General features: G+C 48.9%; 16 protein-coding genes and 1 pseudogene. 11 read left to right on the top strand and 6 right to left on the bottom strand.

The features are described from left to right. Nucleotides 1–84 precede the first annotated feature (84 nt). The 5 genes from FEK43_RS14220 (at nt 85) to ybdG (ending at nt 4203) form a co-directional block, all read left to right on the top strand. Nucleotides 85–1203 (top strand): YbdK family carboxylate-amine ligase, encoded by a 1119-nt coding sequence (locus FEK43_RS14220; protein ID WP_130206409.1) that lies wholly within the window; start codon nt 85–87, stop codon nt 1201–1203. A 65-nt stretch (nt 1204–1268) separates the two neighbouring features. Then, on the top strand, nt 1269–1517 hold the full coding sequence (locus FEK43_RS14215; RefSeq protein ID WP_130260260.1) for a DUF1158 domain-containing protein: 249 nt from the start codon (nt 1269–1271) through the stop codon (nt 1515–1517). A gap of 64 nt (nt 1518–1581) precedes the next feature. Continuing rightward, the gene (locus FEK43_RS14210; protein WP_130206405.1) at nt 1582–1950 is read left to right on the top strand and encodes an MmcQ/YjbR family DNA-binding protein; all 369 of its coding nucleotides are present in this window, start codon (nt 1582–1584) and stop codon (nt 1948–1950) included. A 93-nt stretch (nt 1951–2043) separates the two neighbouring features. After that, a complete protein-coding gene (gene nfsB / locus FEK43_RS14205; protein ID WP_130260261.1) occupies nt 2044–2697 on the top strand; it encodes an oxygen-insensitive NAD(P)H nitroreductase in 654 nt (217 codons plus the stop codon). 258 nt (nt 2698–2955) lie between these two features. After that, nucleotides 2956–4203 (top strand): mechanosensitive ion channel YbdG, encoded by a 1248-nt coding sequence (ybdG, locus tag FEK43_RS14200; RefSeq protein WP_130206401.1) that lies wholly within the window; start codon nt 2956–2958, stop codon nt 4201–4203. Between the two features lie 96 nt (nt 4204–4299). Here ybdG and pheP read toward each other — a convergent pair whose 3' ends face one another. The 5 genes from pheP to cusC all read right to left on the bottom strand — a co-directional run bounded on the left by pheP (nt 4300) and on the right by cusC (nt 12052). Then, the gene (pheP, locus tag FEK43_RS14195; protein ID WP_112006421.1) at nt 4300–5682 is read right to left on the bottom strand and encodes a phenylalanine transporter; all 1383 of its coding nucleotides are present in this window, start codon (nt 5680–5682) and stop codon (nt 4300–4302) included. Nucleotides 5683–5794: 112 nt separating this feature from the next. After that, complete coding sequence (gene cusA / locus FEK43_RS14190) at nt 5795–8938, bottom strand: Cu(+)/Ag(+) efflux RND transporter permease subunit CusA (RefSeq protein ID WP_135406175.1); 3144 nt, start codon at nt 8936–8938, stop codon at nt 5795–5797. A gap of 11 nt (nt 8939–8949) precedes the next feature. Next, entirely contained in the window at nt 8950–10173 is a 1224-nt protein-coding gene (gene cusB / locus FEK43_RS14185; RefSeq protein WP_138158603.1) for a Cu(+)/Ag(+) efflux RND transporter periplasmic adaptor subunit CusB, read from the bottom strand. A gap of 15 nt (nt 10174–10188) precedes the next feature. Further along, nucleotides 10189–10521: a Cu(+)/Ag(+) efflux RND transporter periplasmic metallochaperone CusF gene (gene cusF / locus FEK43_RS14180; protein ID WP_116836720.1), complete on the bottom strand. Its 333-nt coding sequence runs from the start codon at nt 10519–10521 to the stop codon at nt 10189–10191. Nucleotides 10522–10678: 157 nt separating this feature from the next. Next, nucleotides 10679–12052 carry a Cu(+)/Ag(+) efflux RND transporter outer membrane channel CusC gene (gene cusC / locus FEK43_RS14175; protein WP_135406174.1) on the bottom strand — a complete coding sequence of 458 codons (1374 nt, stop codon included), beginning with the start codon at nt 12050–12052 and terminating at the stop codon, nt 10679–10681. Nucleotides 12053–12208: 156 nt separating this feature from the next. Between cusC and cusR the strand changes: the two genes are divergently transcribed. The 6 genes and pseudogenes from cusR (at nt 12209) to FEK43_RS23105 (ending at nt 16264) form a co-directional block, all read left to right on the top strand. Next, nucleotides 12209–12892 carry a copper response regulator transcription factor CusR gene (cusR, locus tag FEK43_RS14170; RefSeq protein WP_000770953.1) on the top strand — a complete coding sequence of 228 codons (684 nt, stop codon included), beginning with the start codon at nt 12209–12211 and terminating at the stop codon, nt 12890–12892. Then, entirely contained in the window at nt 12882–14330 is a 1449-nt protein-coding gene (cusS, locus tag FEK43_RS14165; protein WP_135406173.1) for a Cu(+)/Ag(+) sensor histidine kinase CusS, read from the top strand. Before cusR ends, cusS begins: the two co-directional genes overlap by 11 nt. Before the next feature lie 262 nt (nt 14331–14592). Further along, on the top strand, nt 14593–15024 hold the full coding sequence (locus FEK43_RS14160; RefSeq protein WP_131161012.1) for an SMI1/KNR4 family protein: 432 nt from the start codon (nt 14593–14595) through the stop codon (nt 15022–15024). Between the two features lie 39 nt (nt 15025–15063). Next, a pseudogene (locus tag FEK43_RS23115) lies at nt 15064–15189 on the top strand (ISAs1 family transposase); the annotation flags it as partial. A 40-nt stretch (nt 15190–15229) separates the two neighbouring features. Further along, complete coding sequence (locus FEK43_RS23110; protein WP_240780239.1) at nt 15230–15685, top strand: hypothetical protein; 456 nt, start codon at nt 15230–15232, stop codon at nt 15683–15685. A gap of 33 nt (nt 15686–15718) precedes the next feature. After that, complete coding sequence (locus FEK43_RS23105; RefSeq protein WP_240780238.1) at nt 15719–16264, top strand: hypothetical protein; 546 nt, start codon at nt 15719–15721, stop codon at nt 16262–16264. A 306-nt stretch (nt 16265–16570) separates the two neighbouring features. On the opposite strand, the gene FEK43_RS22840 is transcribed toward FEK43_RS23105, so the two are convergent. After that, entirely contained in the window at nt 16571–16741 is a 171-nt protein-coding gene (locus tag FEK43_RS22840; RefSeq protein ID WP_165488979.1) for a hypothetical protein, read from the bottom strand. Nucleotides 16742–16884 lie beyond the last annotated feature (143 nt).

Raw genomic sequence — 16884 nt, 5'->3', positions numbered from 1 at the left:
AAAGAAACATTCCAGAACTTCCGCATCTCGCCCAGCCGCTCCCACTTCTATACTGAAATGAAAACGCCAACATAAGAGAAACCTATGCCATTACCCAATTTTCATGTTTCTGAACCTTTTACCCTCGGTATTGAACTGGAAATGCAGGTGGTTAATCCGCCGGGCTATGACTTAAGCCAGGACTCTTCAACGCTGATTGACGCGGTTAAAAATGAGATCACTGCCGGAGAGGTAAAGCACGATATCACCGAAAGTATGCTGGAGCTGGCGACGGATGTTTGCCGTGATATCAACCAGGCTGCCGGGCAATTTTCAGCAATGCAGAAAGTCGTATTGCAGGCAGCCGCAGACCATCATCTGGAAATTTGCGGCGGTGGCACACACCCGTTTCAGAAATGGCAGCGTCAGGAGGTATGCGATAACGAACGCTATCAACGAACGCTGGAAAACTTTGGCTATCTCATTCAGCAGGCAACCGTTTTTGGTCAGCATGTCCATGTTGGCTGCGCCAGCGGCGATGACGCCATTTATTTGCTGCACGGCTTGTCACGGTTTGTGCCGCACTTTATCGCCCTTTCCGCCGCGTCGCCGTATATGCAAGGAACGGATACACGCTTTGCCTCCTCACGACCCAATATTTTTTCCGCCTTTCCCGATAATGGCCCGATGCCGTGGGTCAGTAACTGGCAACAATTTGAAGCCCTGTTTCGCTGTCTGAGTTACACCACGATGATCGATAGCATTAAAGATCTGCACTGGGATATTCGCCCCAGCCCCCATTTTGGTACGGTGGAAGTTCGGGTGATGGATACCCCGTTAACTCTTAGCCATGCGGTAAATATGGCAGGATTGATTCAGGCTACCGCCCACTGGTTACTGACGGAACGCCCGTTCAAACATCAGGAGAAAGATTACCTGCTGTATAAATTCAACCGTTTCCAGGCCTGCCGTTATGGTCTGGAAGGCGTCATTACCGATCCGCACACCGGCGATCGTCGGCCTCTAACGGAAGACACCTTGCGTTTACTGGAAAAAATCGCCCCTTCCGCACATAAAATTGGTGCGTCGAGTGCGATTGAGGCCCTGTATCGCCAGGTTGCCAGCGGCCTGAATGAAGCACAATTGATGCGCGATTTCGTCGCCGATGGCGGCTCGCTGATTGGGTTGGTGAAAAAGCATTGTGAGATCTGGGCCGGTGACTAAGCCGGGAATTGCCTTACAGAAGAATATCCCTGACAATGGTGTTTTAACTTACATTTAACAATGTTATGAAACACCCTTTAGAAACCTTGACCACCGCAGCTGGCATCTTGCTGATGGCTTTTCTCTCTTGCCTGCTGCTGCCCGCCCCCGCACTGGGGCTGACGCTGGCACAAAAACTGGTGACCTCGTTCCATTTGATGGATCTTAGCCAGCTTTACACTTTATTGTTTTGCCTGTGGTTTTTAGTGCTGGGCGCTATTGAGTATTTTGTTCTGCGCTTTATCTGGCGACGCTGGTTCTCGCTGGCGGATTAAACGTCGATTATCGTCGTGCTTCGCGGCATACTTTGCTTATTCTCCTTCGCCTAAAGGAACGTTTATGGATAAGCAATCACTGCACGAAACGGCGAAACGCCTGGCCCTTGAGTTACCCTTTGTCGAGCTTTGCTGGCCGTTTGGCCCGGAGTTTGATGTCTTTAAAATTGGCGGCAAGATTTTTATGTTGTCGTCAGAACTGCGCGGCGTTCCCTTTATCAATTTGAAGTCCGATCCACAAAAATCCCTGTTAAATCAGCAGATATATCCAAGCATTAAGCCTGGGTATCACATGAATAAAAAGCACTGGATTTCGGTCTATCCCGGCGAAGAAATCTCCGAAGCGTTACTTCGCGATCTGATCAACGATTCATGGAATTTAGTGGTTGATGGCTTAGCTAAACGAGATCAAAAAAGGCTGCGCCCTGGCTAAAACGTAAATCTATAGCGCATTTTTCTCGCTTACCATTTCTCGTTGAACCTTGTAATCTGCTGGCACGCAAAATTACTTACACATGGAGTCTTTATGGATATCATTTCTGTCGCCTTAAAGCGTCATTCCACCAAGGCATTTGATGCCAGCAAAAAACTTACCCCGGAACAGGCCGAGCAGATCAAAACTCTACTGCAATACAGCCCATCCAGCACCAACTCCCAGCCGTGGCATTTTATTGTTGCCAGCACTGAAGAAGGCAAAGCGCGTGTTGCCAAATCCGCCGCCGGTAATTATGTGTTCAACGAGCGTAAAATGCTTGATGCCTCGCACGTCGTGGTGTTCTGCGCGAAAACCGCGATGGACGATGCCTGGCTGAAACAGGTTGTTGACCAGGAAGATGCCGATGGCCGCTTTGCCACGCCGGAAGCGAAAGCCGCGAACGATAAAGGTCGCAAATTCTTCGCCGATATGCACCGTAAAGATCTGCATGATGATGCTGAGTGGATGGCAAAACAGGTTTACCTCAACGTCGGTAATTTCCTGCTGGGCGTTGCGGCGCTTGGTCTGGACGCGGTGCCAATCGAAGGTTTTGACGCCGCCATCCTCGATGAAGAATTTGGTCTGAAAGAGAAAGGCTATACCAGTCTGGTGGTTGTTCCGGTAGGTCATCACAGCGTTGAAGATTTTAACGCGACGCTGCCGAAATCTCGTCTGCCACAAAGTATCACCTTAACCGAAGTGTAATTATCCTGACAGCCGGGAACCCATCCCGGCTCAGATTGCTAACAAAGTGCGCTTTGTTTATGCCGGATGCGGCGTGACCGCCTTATCCTGCCTACAAGTTCGTCCAGTTCATTCAAGGTAGGCATGATAAGCGTAGCGCATCAGGCAATTTTATATTTGCCATCAGCTCTCGCAGGAAATTCCTTCATCAGATTTTCCTGATTTGCATAACTCCCTTTCAGCCGCCATCATAGGCCGCTGTTGTATATAGGAGATGTTATGCAGGATTTAATATCCCAGGTTGAAGATTTAGCGGGTATTGAGTTTGATCACACCACCTCGATGGTGATGATTTTTGGTATTATTTTTCTGACCGCCGTTGTAGTGCATATTATTTTGCACTGGGTGGTACTACGTACCTTCGAAAAACGTGCCATCGCCAGCTCACGGCTGTGGCTGCAAATCATTACCCAAAATAAACTCTTCCACCGTTTAGCTTTTACCCTCCAGGGGATTATCGTCAATATTCAGGCGGTATTCTGGCTGCAAAAAGGCACTGAAGCAGCTGATATTCTGACCACCTGCGCGCAGTTGTGGATCATGATGTATGCGCTGCTTTCAGTCTTCTCGTTGCTGGATGTTATTTTGAATCTGGCGCAGAAATTCCCGGCGGCAAAGCAGTTGCCGTTAAAAGGGATATTTCAGGGGATTAAACTGATCGGCGCGATTCTGGTCGGCATTTTGATGATCTCACTGCTGATTGGTCAGTCACCGGCGATTCTGATCAGTGGTCTTGGCGCGATGGCCGCCGTGCTGATGTTAGTGTTTAAAGATCCGATTCTTGGTCTGGTTGCAGGTATTCAGCTTTCCGCGAACGATATGTTGAAACTGGGCGACTGGCTGGAAATGCCAAAATACGGCGCGGATGGCGCAGTAATTGATATTGGTTTAACCACCGTCAAAGTGCGCAACTGGGACAATACTATTACCACTATTCCCACCTGGTCGCTGGTATCTGACTCTTTTAAAAACTGGAGCGGGATGTCAGCATCCGGTGGGCGACGTATTAAGCGCAGTATCAGTATTGATGTCACCAGTATTCGTTTTCTTGATGAAACTGAAATGCAGCGGCTGAATAAAGCGCATTTGTTAAAGCCTTATTTAACCAGCCGCCATCAGGAAATTAATGAGTGGAATCGCCAGCAAGGTTCTACGGAGTCGGTATTAAACCTGCGCCGAATGACCAATATTGGAACCTTTCGTGCCTATCTGAACGAATATCTGCGTAACCATCCGCGGATTCGTAAAGATATGACCTTAATGGTGCGCCAGTTAGCTCCGGGCGATAACGGTTTACCGCTTGAGATCTACGCGTTTACTAATACCGTGGTATGGCTGGAATATGAAAGCATTCAGGCTGATATATTCGACCACATATTTGCGATCGTCGAAGAGTTTGGTCTGCGACTTCATCAGTCGCCAACCAGCAATGATATTCGCTCCCTGGCGGACGCATTTAAGCAGTAATTAAAAAACCGCTCTCATCGAATGGATGAGAGCGGCTTCAGATTGTTGTCATCGTGTTGTCGGATGCAGCGTGAATGCCTTATCCAATCGGCACTATTATTTCGCTTTCCGACGCAGCGTTTTAAACGCCACAAACAGGAATACAATCCACACCGGCAGCAGAATTGCCGACAAGCGCATATCATCCATCGTGCACATCAGCAGCAAAATCATGCCGAGAAAGGCAATGCAGAGATAGTTGCCGAACGGATAAAGCAGCGCCTTAAACTGTGTTTCACGCCCCTGACGTCGCATCGCCGCGCGAAAACGCAGATGCGCCAGACAGATCATAATCCAGTTCAACAGCAGCGTTGCTACCACCAGCGCCATCAGCAGACCAAACGCTTTTTGCGGCAGCAGATAGTTAATCAGCACCACCAGCGAAGTGATCGCTCCGGAAAGCATCAGTGAGTTGATCGGCACGCCGCGACGGCTGACGCGAGTCAAAAACTTCGGCGCATTACCCTGCACAGAAAGACCAAACAGCATCCGGCTGTTAGAGTAAACCCCGCTGTTGTACACCGATAATGATGCCACCAGAATAACGAAGTTCAGCGCAGAAGCCACCACGTTGCTGTCAAGATTATGGAAAATCATCACAAACGGGCTACTGTTGGATTTCACTTCCACCCACGGATAGAGTGCCAGTAAAACCACCAGTGAACCGATATAAAACAGCAAGATGCGATACACCACCTGATTCACTGCTTTAGGGATGCTTTTTTCCGGATCGCGCGCTTCAGCGGCAGTAATACCAATCAGTTCCAGCCCTCCGAAGGAGAACATAATCACCGCCAGCGACAAAATCAGCCCATTCCAGCCGGTGGCAAAGAAACCACCGTAGCGCCAGAGGTTGTCGATACTGGCTTTCTCACCGCCATGACCAGAAAACAGCAGCCACAGGCCAAATCCGATCATGCCGATAATCGCCAGCACTTTAATCAGCGCAAACCAGAACTCAGTTTCACCATATAAGCGCACGTTCACCAAGTTAACGGCGTTGATGATAATAAAGAAGGCGGCAGCCCAGATCCAGGTGGGGACATCCGGGAACCAGTACTGCATATAGATGCCCGCAGCGGTCAGCTCTGCCATTCCCACCAGCACGAACATCACCCAGTAGTTCCAGCCAGAAAGGAAGCCCGCAAACGGTCCCCAGTATTTATAGGCAAAGTGGGCAAATGAACCGGATACCGGCTCTTCGACCACCATCTCGCCAAGCTGGCGCATAATCAGGAAAGCGATGATCCCGGCGACGCCGTAGCCCAGCAATACAGCCGGACCCGCCATCTGAATCGCCGGGCCAATGCCAAGAAACAGACCAGTACCAATAGCGCCGCCCAGCGCAATCAGTTGAATATGACGGTTATGTAATCCCCGATGAAGCGTCGGCTCTTGATTCGACGCGGTATCTTCCGATACGGTTGACGCGTTTTTCACGCCTTTCCCCTGTGTGTCTTTTTTGTTGAGGGGCACCTTTTAACATTTAGTGCCCATCGTCGCAAGACACAATCCACACAGTTAAACCGGGTATCCTTCCCCGGCTCTACTTTTATTTCCAAACCCGATGCCGATGCAGCCACATCAGCTTATACGCCGCTGGGATAATAAACAGCGACAGCAAAGGTGCGGTGATCATGCCGCCAATCATCGGCGCGGCGATGCGGCTCATCACCTCTGAACCTGCTCCCGTTCCCCACAGAATCGGCAGCAGACCAGCGATAATCACCGCCACCGTCATCGCTTTCGGGCGCACGCGCAGTACCGCGCCGTGATACAACGCCTCATCCAGCTTCTGCTCGCTGAATGTTTGCGGATTATTCAACGACGGCTCGGCCTCTATGGCGTGACGTAAATACATCAGCATCACCACGCCAAATTCGGCGGCGACCCCGGCAAGGGCGATAAAGCCAGTGCCCGTTGCCACAGAAAGATGAAAGCCCATCCGCCACAGCAACCAGATGCCGCCCACCAGCGCAAACGGTACGCTGCTGATAATCAGCAACGCTTCGCCCACCCGACGGAACGCCAGATACAACAGCACGAAGATGATCATCAGCGTCATCGGCACCATGAGTTTCAGCTTATGGTTGGCGCGCTCCAGCAACTCGAACTGCCCGGAAAACGCCACGCTGGTGCCTGGTTTCAACTGCACTTTCTCAGCAATTGCTTTTTGCAGATCGTGAACCACCGACACCATGTCACGATCGCGGGCATCGATATAAATCCAGCTCGTCGGGCGCGCATTCTCGGTTTTCAGCATCGACGGTCCGGTAGAGACTTTGACGTTGGCCACGTCTGCGAGGGTAATTTGCTGCTTCATCGGCGTCAGGATCGGTAGCTGGCGCAGCGCCTGCGGGCTATCGCGCCAGCTTTGCGGATAACGCAGATTAATTGGATAACGGGCAATCCCTTCCACCGTTTCGCCAACCATCGCCCCGCCCACTGCAGAAGTCACAAACAACTGCACATCCGCCACCGTCATACCGTAACGCGCGGCTTTTTCACGGTTAATCTCGACGTTGATATAGCGCCCACCTTCCAGACGCTCGGCAAGAGCAGAAGCCACGCCTGGTACCGTTCGCGCCACTTCTTCAATTTGCTCCGCCATCGCGTCGATATCCGCCAGCACAGTGCCGGAAACTTTAATGCCGATGGGGCTTTTAATGCCGGTTGAGAGCATATCGATACGGTTACGAATTGGCGGCACCCACAGATTCGCCAGTCCCGGCAGACGCACGGTGTTATCCAGTTCCTCAATGATTTTGTCCATCGTCATGCCTGGCCGCCACTGATCCTGCGGCTTAAGCTGGATGGTCGTTTCGACCATCTCCAGCGGAGCAGAATCGGTGGCGGTTTCCGCTTTCCCAGTTTTGCCAAATACCCGCGCCACTTCAGGTACGCTCATAATCAGCTTGTCGGTTTTTTGCAGCATGCTCGCCGCCTCCGCTGCGGAAATCCCTGGCAGCGTCGATGGCATATACAACAAGTCGCCTTCATTGATCTGCGGTAAAAATTCCCCGCCAACTTTATTGAGCGGCCAGAGAACCGTCAGCACCGAAAGCGCCGCCACCAGCAGCGTGGTTTTCGGCCAGTGCAGTACTTTCAGCAATAGCGGATGATAAATACGAATCAAAAAGCGATTGAGCGGGTTACTGCTTTCTGGCGGAATTTTGCCACGGATCCAGTAACCCATCAGGATAGGGATCACTACGATCGCCAGCAGCGCGGCACCCGCCATCGCATAAGTTTTGGTGAACGCCAACGGGCCAAACAGACGCCCTTCCTGCCCTTCCAGGGTGAAGATCGGGATAAACGACAGCGTGATAATCAGCAGACTGATAAACAGCGCCGGCCCCACTTCAACAGATGCATCGGTGATCACCTGCCAGCGCGTTTTATTATCCAGCGTGGCGTCAGGATGCTGGTGCTGCCACTCTTCGAGCCGTTTATGTGCATTCTCGATCATTACGATAGCGGCATCGACCATCGCCCCGACGGCAATCGCAATGCCGCCCAGCGACATAATATTGGCATTCAGCCCCTGGAAGTGCATGACAATAAAAGCAATACACAACCCCAGCGGCAACGAAATAATCGCCACCAGCGCCGAGCGCACATGCCAGAGAAACAGCGCGCAGACTACCGCCACCACAATAAACTCTTCCAGCAACTTGCCGCTGAGGTTGTCGATGGCGCGGTCAATGAGCTGGCTGCGATCGTATGTTGTAACTATCTCCACGCCTTCCGGCAGACTGCTTTTCAGCGTTTCCAGCTTGTCCTTCACGGCGGCGATCACTTCACGGGCGTTTTTGCCGGAGCGCAGGATCACCACCCCGCCAGCCACTTCGCCTTCGCCGTTCAGTTCGGCAATGCCCCGGCGCATTTCCGGTCCAATCTGGACCTTTGCAACATCACGCAGATAAACAGGCACGCCATTTTCACTGGCTTTTAAAACGATATGATTAAAGTCGTCGAGCGTTTGCAGATAGCCGCTGGCGCGCACCATATATTCCGCTTCCGCCAGTTCGATCGACGAACCGCCCGCTTCCTGATTTGAAGCATCCAGCGCGCTTTTTACTTCGGCGAGACTGATGCCATACTGCGCCAGGCGCTGAGGATCGATAACCACCTGATACTCTTTTACCACACCGCCCACCGACGCCACTTCCGCAACGTCAGGGATGGTTTTTAGCTCATATTTGAGAAACCAGTCCTGCAATGAGCGTAAATCGGCCAGATCATGCTTACCGCTGCGATCCACCAGTGCATATTCATAGATCCAGCCAACACCCGTGGCATCTGGCCCCAGCTCGGCGCTGACTCCCGCAGGCAGCTTACCCTGTACCTGGTTGAGGTACTCCAGCACCCGCGAGCGCGCCCAGTACGGATCGGTGCCATCTTCGAAAATGACATACACATAAGAGTCGCCAAACTGCGAGAAACCGCGCACAGTCTTCGCGCCAGGCACCGACAACATGGTGGTGGTTAGCGGATAAGTCACCTGATTTTCAACGATTTGCGGTGCCTGACCGGGATAGCTGGTTTTAATAATCACCTGTACATCGGAAAGATCCGGCAGTGCATCCACTGGCGTGTTAATGATGGTCCAGGTGCCCCAGATACTTAGAAACAACGCGCCCATCAGCACCAGAAAACGGTTTGCCACCGAGCGACGAATAATCCATTCAATCATTGGTTATTCCCTCAATGCGCATGGGTAGCACTTTCAGAGCGCATCCGCTCCAGAGCGCCAGAAATATTGGCTTCAGAATCAATCAGGAACAGGCCGCTGGAAACCACCTTTTCACCTTCTGCCAGACCAGAGCGTAACGCGGTGACGCCTTGCGATGCCTGGAAAACAGCAACGCGTTTCGGTACAAAGCGCCCGTCGGCATCAATGGTAATCACCCGCTGTTCGTTGCCGGTATCAATCAGCGCCTGTGATGGAATGAGCAGCATCGGTTCGCTGGCAGTGTTGAGTTGCAACCAGGCGTTCATGCCCGGTTTTAGCGCCTCGTCGGCGTTGTCGACTTCCAGACGTAGCTGCAGAGTGCGGGTCGCAGCATCCACGCCGGGTAGCAGCGTCCATTTGCGGATGGTGAGTGTTTTATCGGGTCGCGCCGGAACGGTGAGCGTAAACTGCGAGGCATCTTTCACCAGCCAGGCGATGGATTCCGGGATCGCAGCAGTGACCCACACCGGGTCCATACCCTGAATTTTCGCGACCACATTATCTTTGGCGATATTCATTCCCGCGCGCAGATCAAACGCGGTGATCACGCCATCAATGGGTGCTTTGAGCGTAAAGCGAGTCTGGATTTTTTGCGTGGCGATCAGGCGGCGAATATCCGCCTCCGGCATTCCCGCCAGTCGCAGCCGCTCAAGAATGCCTTCAGTCTGGGTCGCCGTACCGCCGGTTTCGCGCAGCAGTAAATACTCACTCTGCGCTTCCACCCAGTCAGGAATGGTCAGGTCGAGAAGCGGTGTGCCCTTTTGTACTTTATCGCCCACGGTAAGCGGATACACCTTGTCGATAAACCCGGCGGCGCGAGCCTGCACAATGGCATACTGATACTCGTTGTAACTGACATTCGCCGGGAAACTCTGGGCAAAAGTCAGCGGCCCGCGCGTGACGGTAGCCGTTTTCACCCCCAGATTCTGCGTCTGAGTCGGGTCAATGCGAACACCTGACGCAGAACTCTCTTCATCGGCATATTTCGGCACCAGATCCATATCCATAAACGGCGATTTACCTGGTTTATCGAACCGCGTATTGGGATACATCGGGTCGTACCAGAATAAAATTTTACGTTCTGCGGTCGACGTTTTTTCTGCGTGCGGTTCAGCCTTTGCAAACCAGGTAAAACCTGCCGCAGAAATAATACCGCCCGCGATCATGCTGCCGATAATAAGCGCGATTTTTTTCATCTCATTAAACCTGGGTTACTGGCTGACTTTAATATCCTGTAATAAAGAAAGGTTGCCCTGCTGGACAAAATTAAACGCCACTTTGTCACCGGTTTTAATTTCACTCATTTTCGTCTGCGGGGTGATGGTAAAGCGCATGGTCATCTCCGGCCAGTTTACGGCAGCAATCGGACCGTGATGGATGGTGATTTTTTTGCTTTCCAGATCAACACCTTTTACCACGCCAGTGGCGCTAATAACCTGTGGTTGTGCTTCGCTCATGGTTTCATGATGATGTTCGTTAGCCTGGGCATTAAAGCCAATAACGGTAAACAGACTGAACATTGCGACTTGCAGTGCTTTTTTCATTTATTCTCTCCTGGAGTTAAAAGTCATACTCTAAATAATTCGAGTTGCAGGAAGGCGACAAGCGAGTGAATCCCCAGGAGCTTACATAAGTAAGTGACTGGGGTGAGCGAACGCAGACGCAGCACATGCAACTTGAAGTATGACGAGTATATTGGTGTCAACCGCCACCAAGTGCGGTATATAAAGAAATTTCGTTAACCTGACGGGCATAATTCAGGTCGAGTAAAGTTTGTCGGGTTGCAAATAAAGAACGCTCGGCATCCAGCACTTCCAGATAACTTACTGCGCCGTGCTGATATAATGCCCGCGCCCGTTGCAAAGTAATTTGCAGCGACGCGAGATAACGCTGCTGGGCGCTAATTTGATCGTTCAGGCTTTGACGTAATGCCAGCGCATCTGCCACTTCTTTAAAGGCGTTCTGGATTTTTTGTTCATAATTCACCACCGACTGCTGCTGGCGAATTTCGGCGATATCCAGATTGGCCTGGTTGCGTCCGGCATTAAAAATGGGGATCTCAATTTTGGGTATAAAATTCCACATCCCGCTGCTGGCGTTAAATAATGACGATAGATCGCTACTGGCGGTCGATATTCCGCTGGTCAGGCTTATAGACGGGAAAAATGCCGCACGCGCAGCACCAATATTGGCATTGGCCGCCATTAACGTGTGTTCAGCTTCCATAATATCCGGGCGCTGCAATAAGATTTGCGACGACAATCCCGCCGGTAATTGAACGCTTTGCAGGCTGTCGCTGTTTACTGTCTGCGCTTGCGGCAGCTTGCCGTAGCTTCCCAATAACAGTTGCAATGCATTATTCGCCTGCGCCAGTTCACCCTGACGTTTAGCGATGTCGCTGCGGGTACTTTCAATCACCCCGCGAGCCTGTTCCAGCGCCAGAACATTGCTGCTACCGGTTAATAGTTGTTTTTCGACAAACGCATAGGACTGCTGATAATTACGCAGCGTTTCTTCGGCTATTTGCAATTGCGCATACGCCAGCTGCTGATTGAAATAGCTTTGCGCGACATTAGAAACCAGCAGAATATGCACCGCGCGCTGAGCTTCCTCAGTAGCTAAATAATTTTGTCGCTCGGCTTCGCTCATGTTCTTTAAGCGACCGAAAAAATCGAGGTCAAAGCTGGCGTTAAGGCCAGTCGAGAACTCCCGCGTCGTGGCGGAATCGCCTTTAAGATTGCCGCTCCAGCTGCCGCTGCCCTCGCCATTGAGCTGTGGGTAGCGGTCGGCATCAGTCAGACGATATTGCGCCCGCGCTTCCTGCACTTTCAGCGTCGCCATGCGCAAATCCCGGTTATTCACCAGCGCCTCGCTAATCAGCGTCTTCACCTGATTATCAACAAAAAAGGTGCGCCAGCCCGCGTTCTGGTAGTTATCCACTGCGTTAACCAGGCCGTTCTGGCTGAGTGAGAACTGCTGCGGCACGGGCATTGCCGGACGCTGATAATCCGGTGCCAGTGAGCAACCGCTTAGCGCAAGGGCCACACAAAGTGTCAGGAATTTACAATGAGACATAGGCGCATAATTTCTGGTGATTTTATGCCGCCAACTTTACTCGCCAGGCTCTGATTTTCCGGTGACAGGAAAATGACAAAATTGTCATTTTGCCAATAAGCGATTGCCATCTGATCCCGCTACTCTAGAATTGCCCGGGCAACATGCGGAGGAAATATGAAACTGTTGATTGTCGAAGATGAAAAGAAAACCGGAGAATACTTGACCAAAGGGTTAACCGAAGCCGGTTTTGTGGTCGATTTGGCCGACAACGGGCTGAATGGCTACCATCTGGCGATGACCGGTGATTATGACCTGATAATCCTCGATATTATGCTGCCGGACGTGAACGGCTGGGATATCGTGCGCATGTTGCGTTCCGCCAATAAAGGGATGCCGATTCTGTTGCTTACCGCGCTTGGCACCATTGAACATCGCGTCAAAGGGCTGGAGCTGGGAGCGGATGACTATCTGGTGAAGCCGTTCGCTTTTGCTGAACTGCTGGCGCGGGTGCGCACTCTACTGCGGCGCGGGGCGGCGGTGATTATCGAAAGTCAGTTTCAGGTTGCCGATTTGATGGTCGATCTCGTCAGCCGCAAAGTCACCCGCAGCGGCACGCGCATCACTTTGACCAGTAAAGAATTTACTCTGCTGGAGTTTTTCCTTCGTCATCAGGGCGAAGTGCTGCCCCGCTCGCTTATCGCCTCGCAGGTGTGGGACATGAATTTCGACAGCGACACCAACGCCATTGATGTGGCGGTGAAGCGGCTGCGCGGCAAAATCGACAACGACTTTGAGCCAAAGCTGATTCAAACCGTGCGCGGCGTAGGCTATATGCTTGAGGTGCCGGATGGCCAGTAAGCCATTTCAGCGCCCGTTTTCGCTGGCAACCCGCCTGACCTTTTTTATCAGCCTGGCCACCATCGCGGCGTTTTTCGCCTTTGCATGGATCATGATCCACTCAGTAAAAGTGCATTTTGCCGAGCAGGATATTAATGATTTAAAAGAGATTAGCGCCACCCTTGAACGCGTACTTAATCACCCTGACGAGACGCAAGCCCGACGCTTAATGACGCTGGAAGATATCGTCAGTGGTTATTCCAACGTGTTGATTTCCCTGGCAGATAGCCAGGGTAAAACGGTGTATCACTCCCCCGGTGCGCCGGATATCCGCGAGTTTACGCGTGACGCCATACCCGATAAAGACGCGCGGGGCGGCGAGGTGTATCTCCTTTCCGGCCCGACGATGATGATGCCAGGCCACGGTCACGGGCATATGGAACACAGCAACTGGCGGATGATTAACTTGCCGGTTGGCCCGCAGGCGGACGGCAAACCGATTTATACGCTCTACATCGCGCTTTCGATCGATTTTCATCTTCATTACATAAATGATTTGATGAATAAACTTATTATGACCGCATCGGTAATCAGCATCCTGATCGTCTTTATCGTGCTGTTGGCGGTACATAAAGGTCACGCGCCGATCCGCAGCGTCAGCCGTCAAATCCAGAATATCACCTCGAAAGATCTCGACGTTCGCCTTGACCCGCAGACCGTGCCGATTGAGCTGGAACAGTTGGTACTGTCGTTCAACCATATGATCGAGCGTATTGAGGATGTCTTTACCCGCCAGTCCAATTTCTCAGCGGACATCGCCCACGAAATTCGCACACCAATTACGAATCTCATTACGCAAACGGAAATCGCCCTCAGCCAGTCGCGCAGCCAGAAGGAGCTGGAAGATGTGCTCTACTCTAATCTCGAAGAGCTGACCCGAATGGCGAAAATGGTCAGCGATATGCTGTTTCTCGCCCAGGCCGATAACAACCAGTTAATCCCCGAAAAGAAAATGCTCAACCTGGTGGATGAAGTCGGCAAAGTGTTCGATTTTTTTGAGGCGTTAGCAGAAGATCGCGGCGTGGAGTTGCGGTTTGTTGGCGACAAGTGTCAGGTTGCGGGCGATCCGCTGATGCTGCGTCGGGCGTTAAGCAACCTGCTTTCTAACGCCCTGCGTTATACGCCAACCGGAAAGGCAATTGTAGTGCGCTGCCAGACGGTCGATCACCAGGTGCAAGTTTCCGTCGAAAACCCCGGAACGCCCATTGCGCCCGAGCACTTACCACGATTGTTTGACCGCTTCTATCGCGTTGACCCTTCCCGTCAGCGAAAAGGTGAAGGTAGCGGTATTGGCCTGGCGATAGTGAAATCAATTGTTGTCGCGCATAAAGGCACGGTTGCGGTAACGTCGGATGCGCGGGGGACAAGGTTTGTGATTGTGCTGCCGGAGAGGGAGTGATTGGTCGGATAACGCAATGGATATTATTTGAATTGAGAATTTGATATTTCGTCGGGATAAAAAGCGTAAAATCCGTTTCGTGCAGATGGTGAGTTTTATCAGGGTATGGCGGTAGCGTAACTGCCTTTGGATAATATATATAATCTGAATATATGCCCCAGATAACTTCACCAGCTAAATATATTCTTGAGATTAAAATATCGTATATTAATCGTATGGATGAAAATCCTGTTAATTTTTAACGAATTATGAGTAATATAATATGAAAAAAATCATAGAACAGATAAAACCATTTTGGACAAAATATGATTCTTTGTCAGAAAACGATATGATGTTGTTAGAGTCTAATTTCACGCATCGTTTGCCAGAAAATATGAGAGAGTTTTTTCTGTGGTCTAACGGTGGAGCAGGTAAATTTTACAATATTTACATTTCCTTGTGGCCATTAAAAGAAATCAAGGAATTAAATGATGGTTATTTAATCAATCATTATCTAGGTGAACAGTTCATGGCTTTTGGTTCTGATGGTGGGCCGATATGTTTTTTACTGGATTATCGTAATCCAGAGCATACCAGAATATCTTCCGTAAATTTTGGTGACCTGGATATAGATGAAGTAAAACAAATAGCAATTTCATTCGATGTTTTTTTAGAATTGGCAAGAAATGGAGAAATTATAAGTAATAATTTGTAGTCAAGCAATCATCTCTCATACTGGAAATTGTCGAGGAAAGCAGAGGAAATATTTTCATGAATAAGACACGTCGTCATTAATCTTTTGACGCAATATAAAGCATTTAAGGCTGGATTAATGCGTAAGATAAGAAAATCAGTCAGAAATAACGACTCTCTCATTTAAGATTTTCATAATCTCATTCAGTTATCTTGAGTATAAGAATATGGAAAAAGTTAATTATATATCGCTATCACTCATTCAAAAAATAGATGATCGCTCTCGTTTTGGCTCTAAATCTGAACTCTGTATATATGGTGAAAACACAGGAATTACAATTCCTGCAGATTATCTTGAAACTGCAATTTTATTAGATGACGGTCGTTATTTACTTTTTGTGACTGAGGATGTGCCTTATGAAGAATCTCTTGAACTGCTATTAATAGATATAAAACAGGATATTCAGGAACAAATGACTATTGCGGTCCCTTATGGTAGCGGAACCTTACGTGAAATGAGATTATATGAAAACCATATCGAATTTAGTTATTTTTCTGATGAAACATGGAGAGTGGAAGTTTCGTCATCGCGTTTTTTCAGGCTTCCTTTTCAGTATGGTTTTTTAGTAACACGTCATCCATTTCGTTTGAGCTATTTTATTCATATCAAGTTGTTTCGGTGAAATTGACACAATCTCATATAAAAAGGATTACGAATGGCAACTGCCAGGATAAATGTTTTTTGCACGAACGAGGAACTGTCTAATTGGCTCGCGATTGTAGCCTCAAAATACCAATTACATTCAATTTGGTTTACACTACAAGATGAATACTCTAAGCAATTAAATATTTTAACAGAAAAGATCCCTGCTGTAGCACATCGAATTTATCTTATGCCCAACATTAAACCTAACAATAAAAGAATAAAGTTTAGTAGCATTGATCGTTATTATGGTTGGATTGAAATAAAGCCGGGGCATTTAGTTGAGTATAATGGGGCAAAGATTTTACAACTTACTGAAATTAATACTGCTGATTCTGAGGATAAATTAATATGCTTATGTAAAGTCATTCACTGGCTTAAACGACAGATTATAGCCAATGAATTCTCCGGTGTAACGGGAAAGAACATCATTTATGGCGGAGAAACTATTTATCCTCATATTCTTTATACGCATCAAGCCAAATCTCTTTTTTATGATAAAGTTATCTGGAAACAAGACTTTTTATTCAATTCTGTATATGAGCCATTTATTCCTTAGAACTTTCAGCAAACAATCTTAATCACTATGAATATGACTAAAAAAGAAGCATTAGAATTCCTTGTTCTAAATCAACCCATGTATTAAAAGCATTGTTTTAGTCAACCAGGAAATGTTCCAATAAAATACACAATTCAAGAGCATAATAACCATGCAATCTACCAATAGCGAATCCCCTTATAAATTTGCGAACAAACTACTGATTGGCCTGTTAGCATGCATGCTATACAGAATAATTTCCATCATAATTACAATCAGTTATACCTATTTTACTGTTCCTCATAAAGTACATACATCAACGAATATTTATATATTTTTTTCTTTCTTATTTATATCATTGATATTTTTTGTCGTCACCTTCACATCTAGTAAAAAAGTGGCAATTATAATTGCAACGCTATCGATAATATTATTAGGCGTCGAAACCTTTAATTCAGGATTGCCATATCGCGCTTTATCAATGATGTTTTCAGCCATGTTTTCATATTTCTTTATATTTTTATATAATTTTAACTTTAAAGATAAAGAAAATTCTACACATAAAAACGTCCTGAAAGTTGCGTGCGCAATTTTGTACGTTTTTTATCTTTTTTATGAGCACGTATTTTTCAGGAATGTCT

Origin of the sequence: Escherichia sp. E2562 (assembly GCF_005781075.1) — a bacterium.
Lineage (GTDB): Bacteria > Pseudomonadota > Gammaproteobacteria > Enterobacterales > Enterobacteriaceae > Escherichia.
This window is presented reverse-complemented; position numbering and strand designations above follow the sequence as displayed.

Coding starts and splice junctions, on each gene's coding strand:
- FEK43_RS14220 (WP_130206409.1), top strand. CDS start 85: ATGCCATTACCCAATTTTCATGTTTCTGAACCTTTTACCCTCGGTATT.
- FEK43_RS14215 (WP_130260260.1), top strand. CDS start 1,269: ATGAAACACCCTTTAGAAACCTTGACCACCGCAGCTGGCATCTTGCTG.
- FEK43_RS14210 (WP_130206405.1), top strand. CDS start 1,582: ATGGATAAGCAATCACTGCACGAAACGGCGAAACGCCTGGCCCTTGAG.
- nfsB (WP_130260261.1), top strand. CDS start 2,044: ATGGATATCATTTCTGTCGCCTTAAAGCGTCATTCCACCAAGGCATTT.
- ybdG (WP_130206401.1), top strand. CDS start 2,956: ATGCAGGATTTAATATCCCAGGTTGAAGATTTAGCGGGTATTGAGTTT.
- cusA (WP_135406175.1), bottom strand. CDS start 8,938: ATGATTGAATGGATTATTCGTCGCTCGGTGGCAAACCGTTTTCTGGTG.
- cusB (WP_138158603.1), bottom strand. CDS start 10,173: ATGAAAAAAATCGCGCTTATTATCGGCAGCATGATCGCGGGCGGTATT.
- cusF (WP_116836720.1), bottom strand. CDS start 10,521: ATGAAAAAAGCACTGCAAGTCGCAATGTTCAGTCTGTTTACCGTTATT.
- cusC (WP_135406174.1), bottom strand. CDS start 12,052: ATGTCTCATTGTAAATTCCTGACACTTTGTGTGGCCCTTGCGCTAAGC.
- cusR (WP_000770953.1), top strand. CDS start 12,209: ATGAAACTGTTGATTGTCGAAGATGAAAAGAAAACCGGAGAATACTTG.
- cusS (WP_135406173.1), top strand. CDS start 12,882: ATGGCCAGTAAGCCATTTCAGCGCCCGTTTTCGCTGGCAACCCGCCTG.
- FEK43_RS14160 (WP_131161012.1), top strand. CDS start 14,593: ATGAAAAAAATCATAGAACAGATAAAACCATTTTGGACAAAATATGAT.
- FEK43_RS23110 (WP_240780239.1), top strand. CDS start 15,230: ATGGAAAAAGTTAATTATATATCGCTATCACTCATTCAAAAAATAGAT.
- FEK43_RS23105 (WP_240780238.1), top strand. CDS start 15,719: ATGGCAACTGCCAGGATAAATGTTTTTTGCACGAACGAGGAACTGTCT.
- FEK43_RS22840 (WP_165488979.1), bottom strand. CDS start 16,741: ATGGCTGAAAACATCATTGATAAAGCGCGATATGGCAATCCTGAATTA.